The 15183-nt window shown below is 55.1% G+C and carries 18 protein-coding genes; 7 read left to right on the forward strand and 11 right to left on the reverse strand.

The window, feature by feature from the left end; genetic code table 11:
- Window positions 1-70 precede the first annotated feature (70 nt).
- Window positions 71-382, forward strand: coding sequence for a hypothetical protein (locus tag ACI77H_RS11205; RefSeq protein WP_407011951.1), 312 nt, complete (start codon window positions 71-73; stop codon window positions 380-382).
- Here the strand turns inward: ACI77H_RS11205 and ACI77H_RS11210 are convergent, their stop codons facing one another.
- From ACI77H_RS11210 to ACI77H_RS11220, 3 genes are all read right to left on the reverse strand, one after another.
- Window positions 383-913 carry a DUF1003 domain-containing protein gene (locus ACI77H_RS11210; protein ID WP_407011952.1) on the reverse strand — a complete coding sequence of 177 codons (531 nt, stop codon included), beginning with the start codon at window positions 911-913 and terminating at the stop codon, window positions 383-385.
- A 71-nt stretch (window positions 914-984) separates the two neighbouring features.
- Complete coding sequence (locus ACI77H_RS11215) at window positions 985-2061, reverse strand: diguanylate cyclase (RefSeq protein ID WP_407011953.1); 1077 nt, start codon at window positions 2059-2061, stop codon at window positions 985-987.
- Window positions 2062-2218: 157 nt separating this feature from the next.
- Window positions 2219-2827, reverse strand: a complete 609-nt coding sequence (locus ACI77H_RS11220; protein ID WP_407011954.1) for a TetR/AcrR family transcriptional regulator — start codon at window positions 2825-2827, stop codon at window positions 2219-2221.
- A gap of 213 nt (window positions 2828-3040) precedes the next feature.
- Here ACI77H_RS11220 and ACI77H_RS11225 point away from each other — a divergent pair, with 213 nt between their 5' ends.
- The gene (locus ACI77H_RS11225) at window positions 3041-4081 is read left to right on the forward strand and encodes an MBL fold metallo-hydrolase (RefSeq protein WP_407011955.1); all 1041 of its coding nucleotides are present in this window, start codon (window positions 3041-3043) and stop codon (window positions 4079-4081) included.
- Between the two features lie 137 nt (window positions 4082-4218).
- On the forward strand, window positions 4219-5697 hold the full coding sequence (locus tag ACI77H_RS11230) for an amidase family protein (RefSeq protein ID WP_407011956.1): 1479 nt from the start codon (window positions 4219-4221) through the stop codon (window positions 5695-5697).
- 32 nt (window positions 5698-5729) lie between these two features.
- Here ACI77H_RS11230 and ACI77H_RS11235 read toward each other — a convergent pair whose 3' ends face one another.
- Together ACI77H_RS11235 and ACI77H_RS11240 are read right to left on the reverse strand one after the other, a co-directional pair.
- Complete coding sequence (locus ACI77H_RS11235) at window positions 5730-6050, reverse strand: helix-turn-helix domain-containing protein (RefSeq protein ID WP_407011957.1); 321 nt, start codon at window positions 6048-6050, stop codon at window positions 5730-5732.
- The gene (locus tag ACI77H_RS11240) at window positions 6043-6405 is read right to left on the reverse strand and encodes a type II toxin-antitoxin system RelE/ParE family toxin (protein ID WP_407011958.1); all 363 of its coding nucleotides are present in this window, start codon (window positions 6403-6405) and stop codon (window positions 6043-6045) included. Before ACI77H_RS11240 ends, ACI77H_RS11235 begins: the two co-directional genes overlap by 8 nt.
- Before the next feature lie 36 nt (window positions 6406-6441).
- Here ACI77H_RS11240 and cas5 point away from each other — a divergent pair, with 36 nt between their 5' ends.
- Window positions 6442-6717 carry a CRISPR-associated protein Cas5 gene (gene cas5, locus ACI77H_RS11245; protein WP_407011959.1) on the forward strand — a complete coding sequence of 92 codons (276 nt, stop codon included), beginning with the start codon at window positions 6442-6444 and terminating at the stop codon, window positions 6715-6717.
- A gap of 134 nt (window positions 6718-6851) precedes the next feature.
- Here the strand turns inward: cas5 and ACI77H_RS11250 are convergent, their stop codons facing one another.
- Window positions 6852-7619, reverse strand: coding sequence for an AraC family transcriptional regulator (locus ACI77H_RS11250; protein WP_407011960.1), 768 nt, complete (start codon window positions 7617-7619; stop codon window positions 6852-6854).
- A 112-nt stretch (window positions 7620-7731) separates the two neighbouring features.
- On the opposite strand from ACI77H_RS11250, the gene ACI77H_RS11255 reads away from it, so the two are divergent.
- Window positions 7732-8547 carry a sulfite exporter TauE/SafE family protein gene (locus tag ACI77H_RS11255; RefSeq protein WP_407011961.1) on the forward strand — a complete coding sequence of 272 codons (816 nt, stop codon included), beginning with the start codon at window positions 7732-7734 and terminating at the stop codon, window positions 8545-8547.
- A 6-nt stretch (window positions 8548-8553) separates the two neighbouring features.
- Here the strand turns inward: ACI77H_RS11255 and ACI77H_RS11260 are convergent, their stop codons facing one another.
- The 5 genes from ACI77H_RS11260 to ACI77H_RS11280 all read right to left on the reverse strand — a co-directional run bounded on the left by ACI77H_RS11260 (window position 8554) and on the right by ACI77H_RS11280 (window position 12642).
- Complete coding sequence (locus ACI77H_RS11260; RefSeq protein WP_407011962.1) at window positions 8554-9543, reverse strand: hypothetical protein; 990 nt, start codon at window positions 9541-9543, stop codon at window positions 8554-8556.
- Between the two features lie 141 nt (window positions 9544-9684).
- Window positions 9685-10443 carry a GGDEF domain-containing protein gene (locus ACI77H_RS11265; RefSeq protein WP_407011963.1) on the reverse strand — a complete coding sequence of 253 codons (759 nt, stop codon included), beginning with the start codon at window positions 10441-10443 and terminating at the stop codon, window positions 9685-9687.
- Between the two features lie 13 nt (window positions 10444-10456).
- Entirely contained in the window at window positions 10457-10843 is a 387-nt protein-coding gene (locus tag ACI77H_RS11270; RefSeq protein WP_407011964.1) for a DUF1987 domain-containing protein, read from the reverse strand.
- A 12-nt stretch (window positions 10844-10855) separates the two neighbouring features.
- Entirely contained in the window at window positions 10856-11425 is a 570-nt protein-coding gene (locus ACI77H_RS11275; RefSeq protein ID WP_407011965.1) for a SiaB family protein kinase, read from the reverse strand.
- 2 nt (window positions 11426-11427) lie between these two features.
- On the reverse strand, window positions 11428-12642 hold the full coding sequence (locus ACI77H_RS11280; protein WP_407011984.1) for a SpoIIE family protein phosphatase: 1215 nt from the start codon (window positions 12640-12642) through the stop codon (window positions 11428-11430).
- A gap of 281 nt (window positions 12643-12923) precedes the next feature.
- Here ACI77H_RS11280 and ACI77H_RS11285 point away from each other — a divergent pair, with 281 nt between their 5' ends.
- Window positions 12924-14843 carry an AAA family ATPase gene (locus ACI77H_RS11285; protein ID WP_407011966.1) on the forward strand — a complete coding sequence of 640 codons (1920 nt, stop codon included), beginning with the start codon at window positions 12924-12926 and terminating at the stop codon, window positions 14841-14843.
- A partial coding sequence (locus ACI77H_RS11290; RefSeq protein WP_407011967.1) for a 5-methylcytosine restriction system specificity protein McrC occupies window positions 14840-15183 on the forward strand: 344 nt, incomplete at its 3' end. The genes ACI77H_RS11285 and ACI77H_RS11290, both read left to right, overlap by 4 nt.

The following is a 15183-nucleotide window of genomic DNA, read 5'->3' on the forward strand; positions in this document are numbered from 1 at the left end:
ATACCCCTGGCGACCTCTACTTTGACGTCAGTCATTCGACTGAATTGTTAAGCGATGGAGAGCGATAACAATGAAGAAAACAGCAGTAAAGCTATTGGTATTGTGCTTTTGCGCAGGCGCGTGGCCGGTCATGGCGCAGCCTTTTACCTGTGGCGGGAAATTTCTCGGCAGCGACACACAAGCGGAGTTGGCGCAGGCCATCATCGAGGACGGTGGCCGTGCAGTCGGCGTTCAGCGGGTGTTCACGATTTGCCAAAAGGGCGTCATCCAGATCGTGCTGGACGGCAATAACGAGACGTCGACACCCAGCTATAAAAAACGCTGGCAGCAACGTGCAGTCGCACTGCTTCAAGTACCCACAGACAAGGTAACTGTTCGCTGATCAGTGGCTCGGCGAATCCTTGCGCACGAAATGCTGGTGCATTTCCGACGTCAGGCTTTCGATGCGTTCAGTGAGGGTCTTGGTCATTTCGGTGAGGCGGGTGTTTTGCTCGAGCAATTCGAGCAATTGCGCGGTGTTCTGCGCTGCTTGGGCCTGACGTTCACTGTTGGCCACGGCCAGCGCTTCGCGGTGCTGCGCGTCGGCGTCGGACTGAGCTTTGTCCCGTGCTGCCTGGCGGGTCTGGGCCAGCAGAATCAAGGGTGCGGCGTACGCCGCTTGCAGGCTGAACGCCAGGTTGAGCAGGATGAAGGGGTAGGCATCGAAGTGGGTGATGCCGGACACGTTGAGAAAAATCCATAGCGCGACGATCAGCGTCTGCGCGCCGAGAAACACCGGCGTGCCGAAGAATCGTGCAAAGGCTTCGGCGCGCAGGGCAAATTTGTCATTACCGAAGGTCGGCGCCAGGTGAGCGTGAGGACGGTGGAAACGCAAGTGATCGACGGGCGCGGTGGTTTTGCTTTCGGTGGTCATGATGCTCTCTGCTGGGCGCTGGGACTGAGCCCCACTATAGCGCCAGCGCCCGGCGATCCGTGCAACTGTGGCTAAATCGCCAGCGTGACAGCGCTGTTGCGCTCGGTATCGCTGGCGGCTAAACAGATTTTATTGCGGCCGGTATTTTTGGCGGTGTAGAGGGCTTTATCCGCGTCATCGAGCCAGGTGATGGCATCGGTGAAGGACGGATGATAAGCCGCCAGGCCGATGCTCAGGCTGATCCGCAGCTCGGGTATTTCCTCATGCCGGTAGTTGTGCAGGACTTCACGCAAGCGTTCCATGACATCCCGTCCCTGATGCAACGGCATGCCGGGCAGGATCACGCAGAATTCATCACCACCATAGCGCCCGGCCAGATCGCATTCGCGAAGGTTGCGTTTGAGTTCGGCGCTCAACTGGCGCAGCACCGAGTCACCAACGATGTGCCCGTAGGTGTCGTTGATGGGTTTGAAGTGATCAATGTCTATCAAGGCGATCGCGGCGGGTTGCCGATGTGCGCGACAGCGGTGGAACTGCAGCTGCAGCAGGTCCTTCCAGGCACCGTGGTTGAGCAGGCCGGTCAGGCTGTCGGTACGGCTCAGGGCACTCAAGGCGCGTTTGTGTTCGGACAGTTTGATCGCCAGCCGATAACAGACCATACCCACCGCCAGCGGGTAGAGTGTGAGCATTGGCAGACACGCCCACACCTGCATCGGCGTGGCATAAGGGGTAAAGGCTGCGCCAAACAGCAGCAACGAAATCGTCCCTCCTGCCACTTGAGCAAGGGAGCCCTGAATGAACAGACGCTGACCTCCGGCCGCGACATTGTTCATTGCCATCATCGAAAGGATGGTCACGGTGGTGAGTGGGTTGAACTGAAAGGTCGCCACCCAGAACCCGCCGAGCAGCGAATCGTAGAGTAGGTTGCGGCGCTCTGCCTTGTAGGGAAAAGTCGATTGGGTCGACAGTTGATAGGCCAGGTGCGGCCAGACATAACCATTGAATAGCAGCAGTACCCAGACCCAGACCGGCAGGCTCAACGGATAGAGTGCGGCGGCCACGCTGATGCAGCCGATGCCCATGCCAATAGTTCGGGGCAAGTAAATACGTCTGGTAAATGACAGGCCCTTGCCGCGTTGATTTTCCATAATGTCCTGCGCCAGATTCATTCTGAAACACACTGCCGTGTTTTATTCAGAGTTACCGTTCATCGGTAAAATGGCGGACATTGTCATTTATTCCAACGGGAATAATCAGTGTCCTTCGGAGCCATTTAACAGTTGCAGGGCGCAGCGAACGCTTGATTTAGAGCTGGTAGCAGGCGAGGAACATGTCCAGGGCAGAGTCCGCGACGGTGGTCTGCATCTCGGGCGAAAGGCCAGGCAACCCCATGGAAATCTGTGGCCAGAAGGCAAAGGACTTGAGCATTCCCTGAATCTGTTGAGCGGCAAACGACGGGTCGACCGGCTTCAGTCGGCCATCGGCCTGCGCGGCACGAATCCACACCGTTAAGCCTTCTTCACGTTCGCCCATTCGCGCGACCATGTTCTGCGCGCGTTCGGGGGAATGGATGGTGGCCGCGATGGCGACCCGCGCCAGGTCGAGAAAATTGTCATCGCCCAACATCTGCAATTTCGCCATCAGCATCCGGCGCATCTGGTCGCGCAGCGGCAGGTCAGGGCGGTAGGACGTTTCCTGTTCGGCCGTCACCCGTGCCCATAACTGATTGAGGATTTCGGCGAACAACTCTTCCTTGCTGGGGAAGTGGTTGTAAACCGTGCGCTTCGACACGCCAGCGGTGGCGGCAATTTTGTCCATGCTGGTGATATCGAAACCGTGGGCACGGAATTCGGCAATCGCCGCGTGAATGATCGCTTCGCGTTTTCGGTCGGTCAGGCGCTGTGGAGCTGTCATAAGTACGCTTCGGCAGAAGAAAATTAGAATTACACTCGGCAGTTTACTTGTGATCGGGTTTGATGCAACCTAGAAACTACACTGTGCAGTGTAATGTTTGGTTAATCCTGCACAGCCAAAAATACAGTGTTCGGCTGATGCGTGCGTGCCTTGGCCATTTACCGTCCCACCGCAGAAACTGCGACCCCTGCGGTTTCCTGGAGTCATTCAGTCATGGCCAATTCCACTAACGCCTCTGCGCTTGAAGCTTCCCGTCAGGTAGAAGGGCATTTCAAAAACCATGTGCCCGTGCAACGTGAAGGCTTGCGAAAAATGCTGCGCATCATGTGGAAGATGATTTTCCACAAGCCACGCAACACCCGACCGACCGCTGCCGTCCCGGTGCAACGCCTGACCCATGATGCGTTGATTGCCGCGCCCAATCACAGCGTCTATCGCCTTGGCCATTCCACGGTATTGCTCAAACTGCGAGACAAATTCTGGATCACCGACCCGGTCTTCGCCGAACGCGCTTCACCGGTGCAATGGGCCGGCCCGAAACGCTTTCACCAGCCACCCATCAGCCTCGAAGAATTACCACCGATTGAAGCGGTGATCCTGTCCCACGATCACTACGACCACCTCGATTATGAGGCCGTGCTCAAACTGGCGGACAAAGCCAACTACTTCCTCACCCCGCTGGGCGTCGGCGACACCCTGATCAAATGGGGCATCGACGCCAGTAAAGTGCGCCAGCTCGACTGGTGGCAGGGCACCGAAGTCGACGGCATCCAATTCATCGCTACCCCGTCGCAGCACTTTTCCGGCCGCGGCCTGTTTGATGGCAACAGCACCCTGTGGGCCTCGTGGGTGATGATCGACGCCGACACGCGGATCTTCTTCAGCGGTGACAGCGGCTACTTTGACGGCTTCAAACGCATCGGCGAACAGCACGGCCCGTTCGACCTGACACTCATGGAAACCGGCGCCTACAACGTCGAGTGGCCACATGTGCACATGCAGCCCGAGCAAACCCTGCAAGCGCACATCGACCTGAGAGGCCGCTGGTTACTGCCGATTCACAACGGCACCTTCGATTTGTCGATGCACGCCTGGTATGAACCCTTTGACCGAATTCTGGCCTTGGCCTGGGAGCGCAGTGTTTCGATTACTACGCCGCAGATGGGTGAGGCGTTTAATGTGATGTATCCGCAGCGGGGGAGTGTTTGGTGGTCTGAGGTGGAGCAGCAGGTGTATCAGGAGAGTGTTGGCTGAGCGAGCTACAGATGGGCGCGAATATTCATACGTGATCCCGCGCCAAGAGATGACGGACATTTCCAGCAGCGTCTGTAGGCTTGGAAAGCGAGTGAGCTCATTCACTCGCTATCAGTCATCACAAGGATCTTTATCGCATGGATGTAACACTAAACGACGCTACGCAAAGGCTGACACCCCTGTTGGGGCTCGAATATTTAAGTGTCGATGAGCTCAGCCAAAGAATGGAGCGCAAACAGCTGAGTGCTGTAGCGCTCGTGCAGTACCTGCTGCACCGGATCGAGTTGCTGGATAAACAGGGACCGGCGATCAACGCGATCATCGAACTCAACCCAGATGCATTAGCCATTGCTGAATCACTGGACCTGGAGCGTCAACGTGGACACGTCCGGGGACCTCTGCATGGCATTCCGGTGTTGCTCAAAGACAATATCGATACGTCCGACCAGATGCAGACCAGCGCCGGGTCGTTGGCCATGGTCGGGCAACCGGCCGCCCAAGATGCTTTCATCGTGCAACGGCTCAGAGCAGCAGGGGCGGTGATTCTCGGAAAAACCAACCTCAGTGAATGGGCCAACTTCCGCGATCCAGCCATCCCCGATGGGTGGAGCAGCCGAGGTGGGCAAACCAAAAACCCGCACGTGTTGAGCGAATCGCCTTACGGCTCAAGCTCAGGCTCCGGCGCGGCGGTTGCCGCAGGTTTTGCGCCGCTGGCAGTCGGAACGGAAACCGTCGGCTCGATTATCGCCCCGGCGTCCGTCAACGGCGTGGTGGGCCTCAAGCCTACCGTGGGCTTGCTCAGTCGTAGCGGCATCGTCCCGGTGAGTCAAAAAGTCGATACTCCCGGGCCCATGGCGCGCACCGTTCGAGAGGCGGCACTGCTCTTGAATACGATGACCGGCAGCGACGACGCCGAACCGGTCAAAACACCGCACGCCATCAGCGGCGTGGACTATACGGCTTTGCTGATTCCGCATTCACTGGTCGCACGGCGCATCGGTTATCCCGTCAAGTTCGATACCCGCGTCGAGGCTGCACAGCTCGACCCTCAGTTTTCCCGTGCACTGGAAGTCATGCAAGCCGCAGGGGCGACATTGATTCCGGTGGCGTTCGATGATCCTCAATCCCTAACGCCGGAGGAGGTGGAAAACGGATTCCGGATGGGTATCAAGCGTGATCTTCCGCGATACCTGGCTAAACGAAGCGGTCTTGCAATCCAGAACCTGAAGGATCTCCTGCAACACAACGAGCGCTCCACCGGCGCCGAGGGTTTTGGGCAAGCCACGTTGAACGCGGCCAACAACGTTGATTTTGACGAGAACACGTACAACGAGTTGTGGCAAAAAATTCAAAGCGAAAATGCGGCTGTCATCGACAACGTAATGCTTGAGCATCAGCTGGATGCGGTGGTGTGGGACGTGGGCTCCCCAGGGTTGAACGTCACTGCGTTGGCTGGTTATCCCGGCGTCATGGTGCCTTCCGGGGTGGACGATTACGGAGTGCCTACCTCTGTGTTCTTCTTCGGGACTCGCTGGAGCGAGGCCCATCTGCTGGCTATTGCTTATGGGTATGAACAAGCTTCCAACGCAAGGCCAACGCCTGCGTTCAAACCGTAAAGGCTTCTAACGCAAACACTGGGATTTTTACTTCAGGTGAAAACCACCTCAATTCGCCCCTCTTTTCTCGATTGAGGGGCTGACTTGACCACGATCTGCACGTCTCGCCCAAGCAGGGATAAGCATTCCATCATCTTTGCTTCACTAATGCCGCGAAACTTCCCGCGCAACATTTCAGAGAGCTTGGGTTGGGACAGACGCAAAATTTCAGACGCTTGAACCTGAGTCCAATGGCGAGCCTTTATGATTTCGCCAATTTTTGCGGCCAGTTGGGATTTGACGCGCATTTCATTGGCGTTGGGCGTCGAGAGGTCTTCGTAGACGTTGCCGCTGCTTTCTTCGATTTCAATCATGATCTGATCCTTTTGCGTGGTCTTGCGCCGCCTGAAGTCTCTCCTTGATCAAATCGATGTCGGACTGCGTGGTTCTGATACCCGAAGTCGACTTCTTCTGAAAGCAGTGCAGAACATAAATGGCATTACCAAAACGGACGGTATAAACGGCGCGATAGCTGTTCGTATCGAAGTCCTCGACCACTTCAAGGACAGCAGCACTACCAAAACCCTTTAGAGGTTTCGCGTCAGGGTGTTTTGCACCGCTTTGTGCCAAATCAAGTGCATAACCAAAAACGTCCTGTACATCGGCGGGCATCTGTTTGAGATCTTTTTTACTGCTACAAATCCACCAGAGTGACTTCCTTGTACTCATGCGAAAATATACCTATATGGGAATAATCGTCAATCGATGATTTCTTTCACTCGACCATCGCGAAATCAGCGCGCCCCATCGGTTCCGCTACCGACCCTTTCATATTCATCCCCCGCCCCGGCGCAAACCCCGGGAAGAACACCAACCCCTCCGACTCAAACCGATACGCCAACGCCAGCCGATCAGCATCCGCCACATCACGCCGGGCCTCAAATCGCACAATCGCGTCGACCGAAACGCCAGACTCCCGAGACAGCTCATCCACGCTCCAACCCAACATCGCCCGGGCCTGGGCGCAATGGGCGGGAGTGAATTGGAAGAGGGCGATACGTTCCAGGGTGATTTTCATCGCATAAGAGGCCATGGTGTTCTCCGGGCTCAAGAGTGCTTATTCAAAAAGTACTGTGATTTTGTACAGTTGTTTTGCGCCCGGATCAAATTCATTTTTATTTCGCCCCCTCCAACCAGACGGACGGCGCCTGACCCAACACCCGGCGAAACATCGTCGAAAAGGCCGCTGGACTGTCGTAGCCGAAATCCAAAGCAATCCGCGTCACCGACTCACCCACGGTCAATCGCGAAAGGGCCAACACCACACAGGCGCGCTGCCGCCATTGACTGAAACTCAGATCAGTCTGTTGGCGAAACAGGCGATTGAACGTGCGCAAACTGATGTGCAACTGATCTGCCCATTGTTGCGGCGACTGATGGGCATCGGGCCGCTGCAAAAAGCCCTGGCACAACGCGAGCAACCGCGCATCGACAGGCAGCGGAATGTGCAACGGCAAGTGAGCACTGCGCGCCAGTTCATGCAGCAGTAAATCAATCAGCGCCCCATCGCGCCCGGCCTCGTCATACGCCAGCGGAACCTCCACCGCCTCCATCAGCAAATGCCGCATCAACGGCGAAACGCTGATCACCTGACACTGACTTCCCAGGTCCACCGCCAGCGGTTCGATGTACAAACTCCGCGTGCTCACCTCCAGCATCAACACCTCGTGCGCCACCCCCGGCGGAATCCACACCGCCCGCTGCGGCGGCACCACCCAATTGCCGTCATGCGTGCTGACCTGCATCACCCCGGTCGCGCCGTACAACAACTGTGCCCGTCGGTGTGTATGACGGGGCAACACATGACCGTAGGAATAATCCGTACCGATCGCCACCACCGAGCGTGGCGTGTCATCCAGCCCATTAATCGAAACATTGCGCATCAAGCGGCTTCCAGCAGTTGGCGTAAACGCAAACATTATTGGCTGACTTGCTGAAGCAGGCCAAGCCGCATCGCTCTATCGTCGACCGCTCTAAACCCATGGACGACGCGCAATGTTCTATCTCTTGCTGACACTCTTCGGCTGCATGACCGGCGTCACCGCCGTGCTGTTCGGCTTCGGCGGCGGCTTCGTCGTGGTGCCGTTGCTGTACCGCATGCTCATGGCCAGCCACGGTGCCGACGACCCCATCGGCCAATCGGCAATGCACATAGCCGTCGCCACTTCGACCTGCGTGATGATCGTCAATGCCCTGGTCGCCACCGGAAAACATCACCGCGCGGGTAATCTGATTCGCCATTACCTGTGGCCGTTGGGTGGGTTTATCGGATTGGGCGCGGTGATCGGCGCCATCGCCGCAATGTGGGTCAGTGGCGAGGTGATTCGCTATGCCTTTATTGCGTACCTGGGCGTGACCATTGTGGATTGCCTGTTCAGACGTGGATTTCTTACGCACACCGATAACGCAATCCCACGGCGATTGGGGAGGGCGGAAGTGTCCGGTGGCGGTGTAGGAATCGGCGCCATCGCCACATTCCTCGGCGTAGGTGGCAGCGTCATGACCGTGCCGTTGTTGCGTCGATGCGGGTTGAGCATGTCGCAGGCAACGTCCATGGCCAATCCGCTAAGCCTGCCCGTGGCGCTGGCCGGGACAGTGACTTACATGGCGATGGCGCGGTTCACCGAGTTTGATCTGGGCGCGTGGTTTGTCGGTTATGTGGATCTGTTGGCGTTTGCGGTTTTGACGATGGGATCGTTGCTGGGGATTCGCTTGGCCACGCCGTGGATCGGGCGGATTCCGGATCGAATCCATGCAAAGGTTTACATCGGTTTACTTGTGTTGGTGATGATCAGCATGTGCCTGAATTGAACGCCGTCACTTCGCCTCCAACCCCGACGCTTCCCGAATAATGAAGTGATCCAGGTTCTCGATATTCGCACTGAACACCCCGAACGTCTGCTCGGGGTTTTTCTTGCTCGGCACCTGCTTCAACTCCGGCGTCACGCCATAAAAGAAGCAATACAACGGCGCCTCGCTGTCGATGGCGTGCTTGATCTCCTCCAGAAACGCTTTGCGCTTGCGGTAGTTCTCGATCAACTTTTTGCTCAAGTAAACATTGACCGAATAAGGCTTCTTCTTCGCCTCATCCGCCTGCTTGAACCAGACCTTCTGCTCGAAATCGATGCGAAAACTCTGGGTGTAATCCTTGATCTCCTTGATCTTGCCCCAGTAAACCAGCCCCTTGTTGTCCGTCAGGTACTCGATCTTCTTGAAGAACGACCCATAAGGCGCCGTGTGCTCGCCGATCTTCAGCGGCATGCGCTTGAGCAGGTCCTTGTCGTCGAAGTTCGACACGAAGCACTCCACCGGGTGGGCGAAGATGCTGGTTTTGTCTGGTGCCGATTCGTGGCTTGAGTGCTCGACCTCATTGGCCTTTTTCGGCAATTGCGGGTCCGCTCGCATCACATCTGCCGCCACCGAAGGGCTCGACGGCTTACGCACATACTGACGCCGAGTCAGCAACAACTCCGACGGAAAATGCTCCTCGCGACTGTCATCCGTTTCCGCACCGTCCGCGTCCACACCTGACGGCGGCGTCTTGAGACTGACATAAGGACAATCCGCCACATGCCGAGTGCTGGGCGTGTTCTTGAAGTGCGGGGTGCGAACGTAGTTCACGTTCTTGGCGTTGAACGTCGTCAACACATTCGCGGCATCGAAGGCCAAGCGGCAGACATCGTAGGGGCATTGGAAATGTTCTTTGGCGGAATCGAACGCCATGGTCTCGTCGAAATTCAAATCGCGCACGTCATAGATCGACAGCTTGTCGTCGAGGCTGAGGCAGTAGGCGAGGTCGAATTTCATGGTGGATTCAGTTGTCGGGGAAGAAGCGAGTATTAATAGCGGGAGGTGGTGCGGAATGCACTCAATGCTTTCAACCGTTGCGACAAGCCTGCGGGAGCACGCCAACTCGTGAGTCTCAACTCCATCATCGCAAGCAACACTTCAAAGTGCGTCTTCGCGCGCCATCACTACACGATTTCTGCCTGAGCGCTTCGCCTCGTACAAGGCCGTATCCGCCAAGCTGTAAGCAGTATCGAAACTTGTTCCCACTGAGTTGGCGCTAACGCCGAAACTCGCCGTGATGTGTCGGTTCACCGGACAGCCAAACACGTGAGATGCAATCGCCTCCCGCATGGCTTCCGCAAGGCTCAAGCCTTCCGCGATCTCGCCGGCGGGGATCAGTACCGTAAATTCTTCACCGCCCACTCGCCCGATTATTCCGCTGTCACCGACGATCCTGCGCAGGCAGCCGACTATTCCCTGAATGACCGCATCCCCGGCAGGGTGACCGAACTCGTCATTCACCAGCTTGAAGTGATCGATGTCCAGGACGATCATCACCGCGCCGACTTTTTGCAGGGTCTGTACGGATAGATCAATCACGGCGCTACGGTTGAGCACTCCCGTAAGGCCATCGTGAGTCGCGCGATGTTCGAGCTGGCGGGCCAGTATCTGTAGTTGCGCATTAAGGGTATTCATTTCGCGCTCGGCGCGGTCGCTTCGACCAATCAACCGGCGAGTTTCGCGCATCAAACGCTCAAAGTGCGACGTCATATCGGCCAGCGAACGCCGATACGTTTCGGCATCCGTCCCGCTCAGTGCCAACGTCGAGCGCGCGCGCTCAAGCGCATCATTTTCGCTTCTGAACAGATCGGGAGCCGAGTCACCAGAATCCCCAACGGTAGTGACTGGAACGGTCATTTTTGTCATTACCTCAGGTGGTGATCGAATGATCATTGAAAATAATGGATTCGAAGTCGGCCTTCAGCTCCTCACCAAACTCAAAAATCGTTTCGTCTTCCTCGTCGTGGTACCAGTTAACTTCAATCCGGTTGCCAGCTTGAGCCGAGCGATCAAGCGCATCGAAAATACTGAACAGCATTTTCGTGCTGGAGCTATTGAAATACGCCAGCGCGATATTGGTCGTGATTGTCGCGTCTGTACGCCCCTCCAGAAAACTGCGTAGTTGCTGGATGATCGGGGCATAAAAAGCAGCCGCGTTTTCGGGGTAAGACTCGCCTTTAATCGACAGCAGGTTTTGATCGAAACGAAAGTCCACTTCCGGCGATGTTACGGTTGCGTGAATGTAGAAATTATCCATAACGCTCTCGACTCAAATGATGGCTTTAAGACAAAACAGGGTAGTGTCCGGGTCATCCGCTCTTGGATGAAAGTCAAACTCCAAGGGCGCGCAAGCGTCGCGCGCCATCGTCAGAAAGCCCAGGCCGGCCCCCTTGCTGTCCACTGGAGTTTCCGCCCGCAACGTCAACTTGTAAGCGTGCTTGATCTCTTCAAGTGACATGTTGCGCAAGGGTTCGAGCTTCTCTCGGAGGCGATCAACGTCCGTTGAGGCAATGGGATTGGCGCACAGCATCAAGTGGTGTTCACCTTCCTTGCTTATGCACACCGCGCCCTGGCGCAATACGGACTCATCGGCAACCGTGGTTTGCAGCAAATCGGAGGAGTAATGCAGGATGTTCTGCGAGAGTTCAACAAACGATGAGAACAACTTACGCCGTGTCGGACCACTCACCCCAGAGATTTCAAGTTGCAGTTTCACAACTTCCGCCATCGCTGAAATGATGTGATGCGAGAAATAACCCATGTGATAAAAAATGACATTCCGTTGCTGGGCCAAATCGAAAAACGTGCAGTCGTGATGCACAGACGCAGGATTAAGCATCATCAGTTCCTAATACGGGCACAAAAAAGGGTCAAATCGTCACGACGGGTTTGTTCTCCCTGCCAGGCTGCAAACGTGCGTTGCAACTCTTCGCAGATGAGCGTTGACGATTTATCACGGTGTTCCAGTAGGGTTTCGAACGCCTTGCGCTTACCGAAGGCGATTTTTTTAGGGCCGCCGATTTGGTCCGTGAGGCCATCAGTGGCGATGAAAATGAGGCTGCCAGGTGGCAGGTGAACAGTGCTCACCGTCCACGAGTAGTCCAAACCGCTATCCACATAACCGACGCCGATGCGCTGACCGGCAATGGTTTCAAGTTCGTCGGCGTCAGGCTTCAACACATTCAGCGACATCCTGGCCCCGGCAAAACTCAATACGTGAGTGGCCGAATCGAACCAAAAGAAAGCCGCGTCCAGGCCGTCATCCGACTCCGGGGTGCCGTCCAGTCCGTTGACTTGCCCCAGTAGACCTTTGACGCCTCGGTTCACGGCAGACAGGAGATGCGCAGGGTCGCGCGGGCCTATCTGGGTCAGCGCCTGGGTTAACGAAGAGGAGGCGATCAACGTCATGAAGGCGCCTGGCACGCCGTGACCGGTGCAGTCTGCAATCGCCCCAAACCAACCGGTCGGGTAGGCGCAAAAATGGTAGAAGTCGCCACCCACCACATCCCGTGGCTCCCACAGCAACGTCGCGTCATCCAGCGTCAACGCCAAGGCATCACGAGAGGCCCGAAGCATCGCGCGTTGAATAACACTGGCGTATTCAATGCTCTGCATCATCTGGCGGTTCTTTTCGGCTTGCATGGCCGCCACCACCGCCATCAGTTCCAAGCCATTTCCCAAACCGGCGAAATGACCGTTTCTCGTCACGATGAAGCCGTCGGCCAGGGCCTTCTCGCCATACTCCACGGTCTTGAACGTCAACTCTTCGATACTCATTTCGGCGTCGACGATTAACGGCTCTTTGTCCATAAAAGCGATGCAGCTTTTTTTGTCAAAAAGCTCACGGTGAAACGGTTTGCTCATTTGCGACAAAAAAATGTTGCGGTTTATCAAGCCCACCGGGCGCGAGTCCTCCACCACCGCCAGGCACACGACATCGCGCTTTGCGGTGAAAATTTCCATCACCAGGGTGTTGGTGCTATCCAGGCTGATCGCAGGCGCTTCATTGCATAAATCACCGGCGCACTTGTGGTCTTTTGGCAGCTTGGGATGCATGAAAGTGAAGTGTTCTGCGTTCATAACTGAATCATCGCACCGGGTAAATGCGGGATGATGTCAGGGTGATATTAAGCTGATGTGACAGTGGGGCGATTTAAAGGGGGTGAAGCAGATTCACAAAGAGATATGGCGCAATGTCGTTACCGTTGTAGGATTAGTTTCCTGCGGCTGTGCGCTATTTCCTACGTCGAGTTTCGGTTCTTACGATCCTCGTCGGCTGCGATTGAACTGCAACCCCGCAATGCCCATTTTGCTCACGTAGCAAGGATAGCGACTCGATGACTTCGCCTGCACTCAATCAAATTTTGTTTGGCCCACCGGGAACCGGTAAGACGTATGCCACCATCGAGGCTGCGCTAGAAATTCTTGCTCCTGAGTTTCTTCAGGCCAACACAAATGATCGGGTAGCTTTGAAGAAGCGCTTCGATGAACTCGCTGCAGATGGGCATGTTGAGTTCGTCACATTTCATCAAAGCTTCAGCTACGAGGACTTTGTCGAAGGTTTGCGCGCAGAAAGCGGAGAAGACGGACAACTGCGCTATGACGTTGTCGATGGTGTGTTCAAAAATTTGTGTACCACTGCTATTGCCAAGGTTACCCAGCAAGCCCAAGCACCGGTTGATTTAGAGCGGCGTCGTGTTTGGAAGATGTCATTGGGCAATACTCATGGCAGCGATGCGTATATTTTTGATGAGTGCAAAGAGAACAACTATGCCCTGCTTGGTTATGGCGGGTGCATCGATTTCAGTGGTTGCAAGACCCGAGAAGATATCGCCCAACGGTTTGCTGACGGTGGTGAGACTCTACCCGCAAATGCTTACGGGATTACCGCAGTTCACAGTTTTCTACTGAAAATGAAAATTGGTGATTTGATAGTCGTGACCGAGGGCAATACCAAATTTCGGGCGATTGGTGAGGTGACCGGAGAGCACCGTTGCTTAAACCGTGAGGATCAAGACTTTGAGTACGGGCAATGTCGCCCGGTGAAGTGGTTACGAATTTATGATCCGTCCTTGCCTCATGATCAACTCATGAGTGGAAAATTTACCCAGCGTACTCTTTATGAGCTGGGTTCTGGATCGCTGGATCGTAGCAAGCTGGCTCAGTTACTCGGAGCACCATTCCAAGACGCTGCCGCGACCGTGAGCCTAGGTGTATGCTTTTCGAAAGGAGAGTCATTCGGCTCGGGATACGTAGTCGCGAGCGCTTCAGTTGAGTTGCTCAATTTGGTGAAACCCAACGGAAAAGAACTACCGATAGGGATGAGCATCCTCAACACGCTTGCGGAATATGTGCGTTCCGGACGATTAACGGTCACAGATATTCGCAACAAGCTGGTTTTTGACAAGGTCTCAGAAACTAAGCTGGAGCCATTTTTGATCAATGGCTACAACAATATTTTGCCAGCATTGGTCGAACGCATTTTGGATGCACCATCCGATTGCGCAGAGGTCAAGAAAACAGCCGAATCCAATAATGCACGTGTGCTTATCATCGACGAAATAAACCGCGGTAACATTTCTCGGATATTTGGTGAACTGATTACCTTAATCGAACCGTCCAAGCGTGCGGGAGCTAACGAGGCTCTCAGGGTGACGCTGCCGTATTCGAAAGAACATTTTAGCGTTCCGAGTAATGTCTATCTCATTGGCACCATGAACACTGCTGACCGTTCATTGGCAGGCCTAGATATCGCATTGCGTCGTCGTTTCACCTTCCGAGAAATGCCACCTAAGCCTGAGCTGCTAGAAAATGTTGTCGTGGGCGAACTCAGCGTGGCTCAGCTCCTTACAGTGATAAATCAGCGCATAGAAATGCTGCTAGATCGAGATCATTGCTTAGGGCACGCGTACTTCATGCCGTTAAAGAATGAGCCAACGCTGGAGCGATTGAGTCAAATTTTCCGTGAACAAGTGCTCCCATTGCTACAAGAGTACTTTTTTGAAGATTGGCTGCGCATTCAATGGGTGCTTAATGATCATCGCAAGGCCCCTGAGAACTGCTTTATCAAACAGCCACCGTCCAGCCCGCAATCGTTATTCGGCGATCAAGTGATGCTCAGTAATCAAAATAACCAATGGCTCATTAACGAAGGCGCGTTCGCTCGGGTTGAGTCTTTTTATGGTGTTATTGATCACGAAAAAATGCCCTCAAAACTGCAAGACGCTATCGAAGCTGATAAAGGCGTGACGGCGTGAAACCCGTCATCACCGTTCGAGAGTACGCTAGGCTTACGACAGATAACGTCACTGTGCCGACGTTGGATCTTGCTCAAGTATCGGTTTCTGCCTTTGACTGGCTGTGCAAATTGAATGCTTCTTTCAGCAATGCTGGAGCTGCATTGGTTCAGCTTGAGAACCGTTGTTTACTCAAGCTCGACAACTACGTTGGTGTGTTGGAAACACCCTGTGGCACACGCCTCGAAATTCTCCCTAAGCATTTTGAAAGAGAGGACTGCATCAAGCAAAGCAGGGCGTTGTTGCGGCGCATGATCCAAGCCTCTCTAAAGTTACCTACCCGTGAAGTCGGCGCAGCGGG

The organism is Pseudomonas sp. O230 (genome assembly GCF_045447035.1).
Taxonomy (GTDB): Bacteria; Pseudomonadota; Gammaproteobacteria; order Pseudomonadales; family Pseudomonadaceae; genus Aquipseudomonas.

Bases quoted from the DNA above. Each gene is read 5' to 3' on its own strand.
- ACI77H_RS11280 (WP_407011984.1), bottom strand. From the start codon at position 12,642: ATGCATCCCAAGCTGCCAAAAGACCACAAGTGCGCCGGTGATTTATGC.
- ACI77H_RS11260 (WP_407011962.1), bottom strand. From the start codon at position 9,543: ATGAAATTCGACCTCGCCTACTGCCTCAGCCTCGACGACAAGCTGTCG.
- cas5 (WP_407011959.1), top strand. From the start codon at position 6,442: ATGATTTCTTTCACTCGACCATCGCGAAATCAGCGCGCCCCATCGGTT.
- ACI77H_RS11255 (WP_407011961.1), top strand. From the start codon at position 7,732: ATGTTCTATCTCTTGCTGACACTCTTCGGCTGCATGACCGGCGTCACC.
- ACI77H_RS11285 (WP_407011966.1), top strand. From the start codon at position 12,924: ATGACTTCGCCTGCACTCAATCAAATTTTGTTTGGCCCACCGGGAACC.
- ACI77H_RS11225 (WP_407011955.1), top strand. From the start codon at position 3,041: ATGGCCAATTCCACTAACGCCTCTGCGCTTGAAGCTTCCCGTCAGGTA.
- ACI77H_RS11275 (WP_407011965.1), bottom strand. From the start codon at position 11,425: ATGCTTAATCCTGCGTCTGTGCATCACGACTGCACGTTTTTCGATTTG.
- ACI77H_RS11235 (WP_407011957.1), bottom strand. From the start codon at position 6,050: ATGATTGAAATCGAAGAAAGCAGCGGCAACGTCTACGAAGACCTCTCG.
- ACI77H_RS11250 (WP_407011960.1), bottom strand. From the start codon at position 7,619: ATGCGCAATGTTTCGATTAATGGGCTGGATGACACGCCACGCTCGGTG.
- ACI77H_RS11265 (WP_407011963.1), bottom strand. From the start codon at position 10,443: ATGACCGTTCCAGTCACTACCGTTGGGGATTCTGGTGACTCGGCTCCC.
- ACI77H_RS11205 (WP_407011951.1), top strand. From the start codon at position 71: ATGAAGAAAACAGCAGTAAAGCTATTGGTATTGTGCTTTTGCGCAGGC.
- ACI77H_RS11210 (WP_407011952.1), bottom strand. From the start codon at position 913: ATGACCACCGAAAGCAAAACCACCGCGCCCGTCGATCACTTGCGTTTC.
- ACI77H_RS11270 (WP_407011964.1), bottom strand. From the start codon at position 10,843: ATGGATAATTTCTACATTCACGCAACCGTAACATCGCCGGAAGTGGAC.
- ACI77H_RS11220 (WP_407011954.1), bottom strand. From the start codon at position 2,827: ATGACAGCTCCACAGCGCCTGACCGACCGAAAACGCGAAGCGATCATT.
- ACI77H_RS11230 (WP_407011956.1), top strand. From the start codon at position 4,219: ATGGATGTAACACTAAACGACGCTACGCAAAGGCTGACACCCCTGTTG.
- ACI77H_RS11215 (WP_407011953.1), bottom strand. From the start codon at position 2,061: ATGGAAAATCAACGCGGCAAGGGCCTGTCATTTACCAGACGTATTTAC.
- ACI77H_RS11240 (WP_407011958.1), bottom strand. From the start codon at position 6,405: ATGAGTACAAGGAAGTCACTCTGGTGGATTTGTAGCAGTAAAAAAGAT.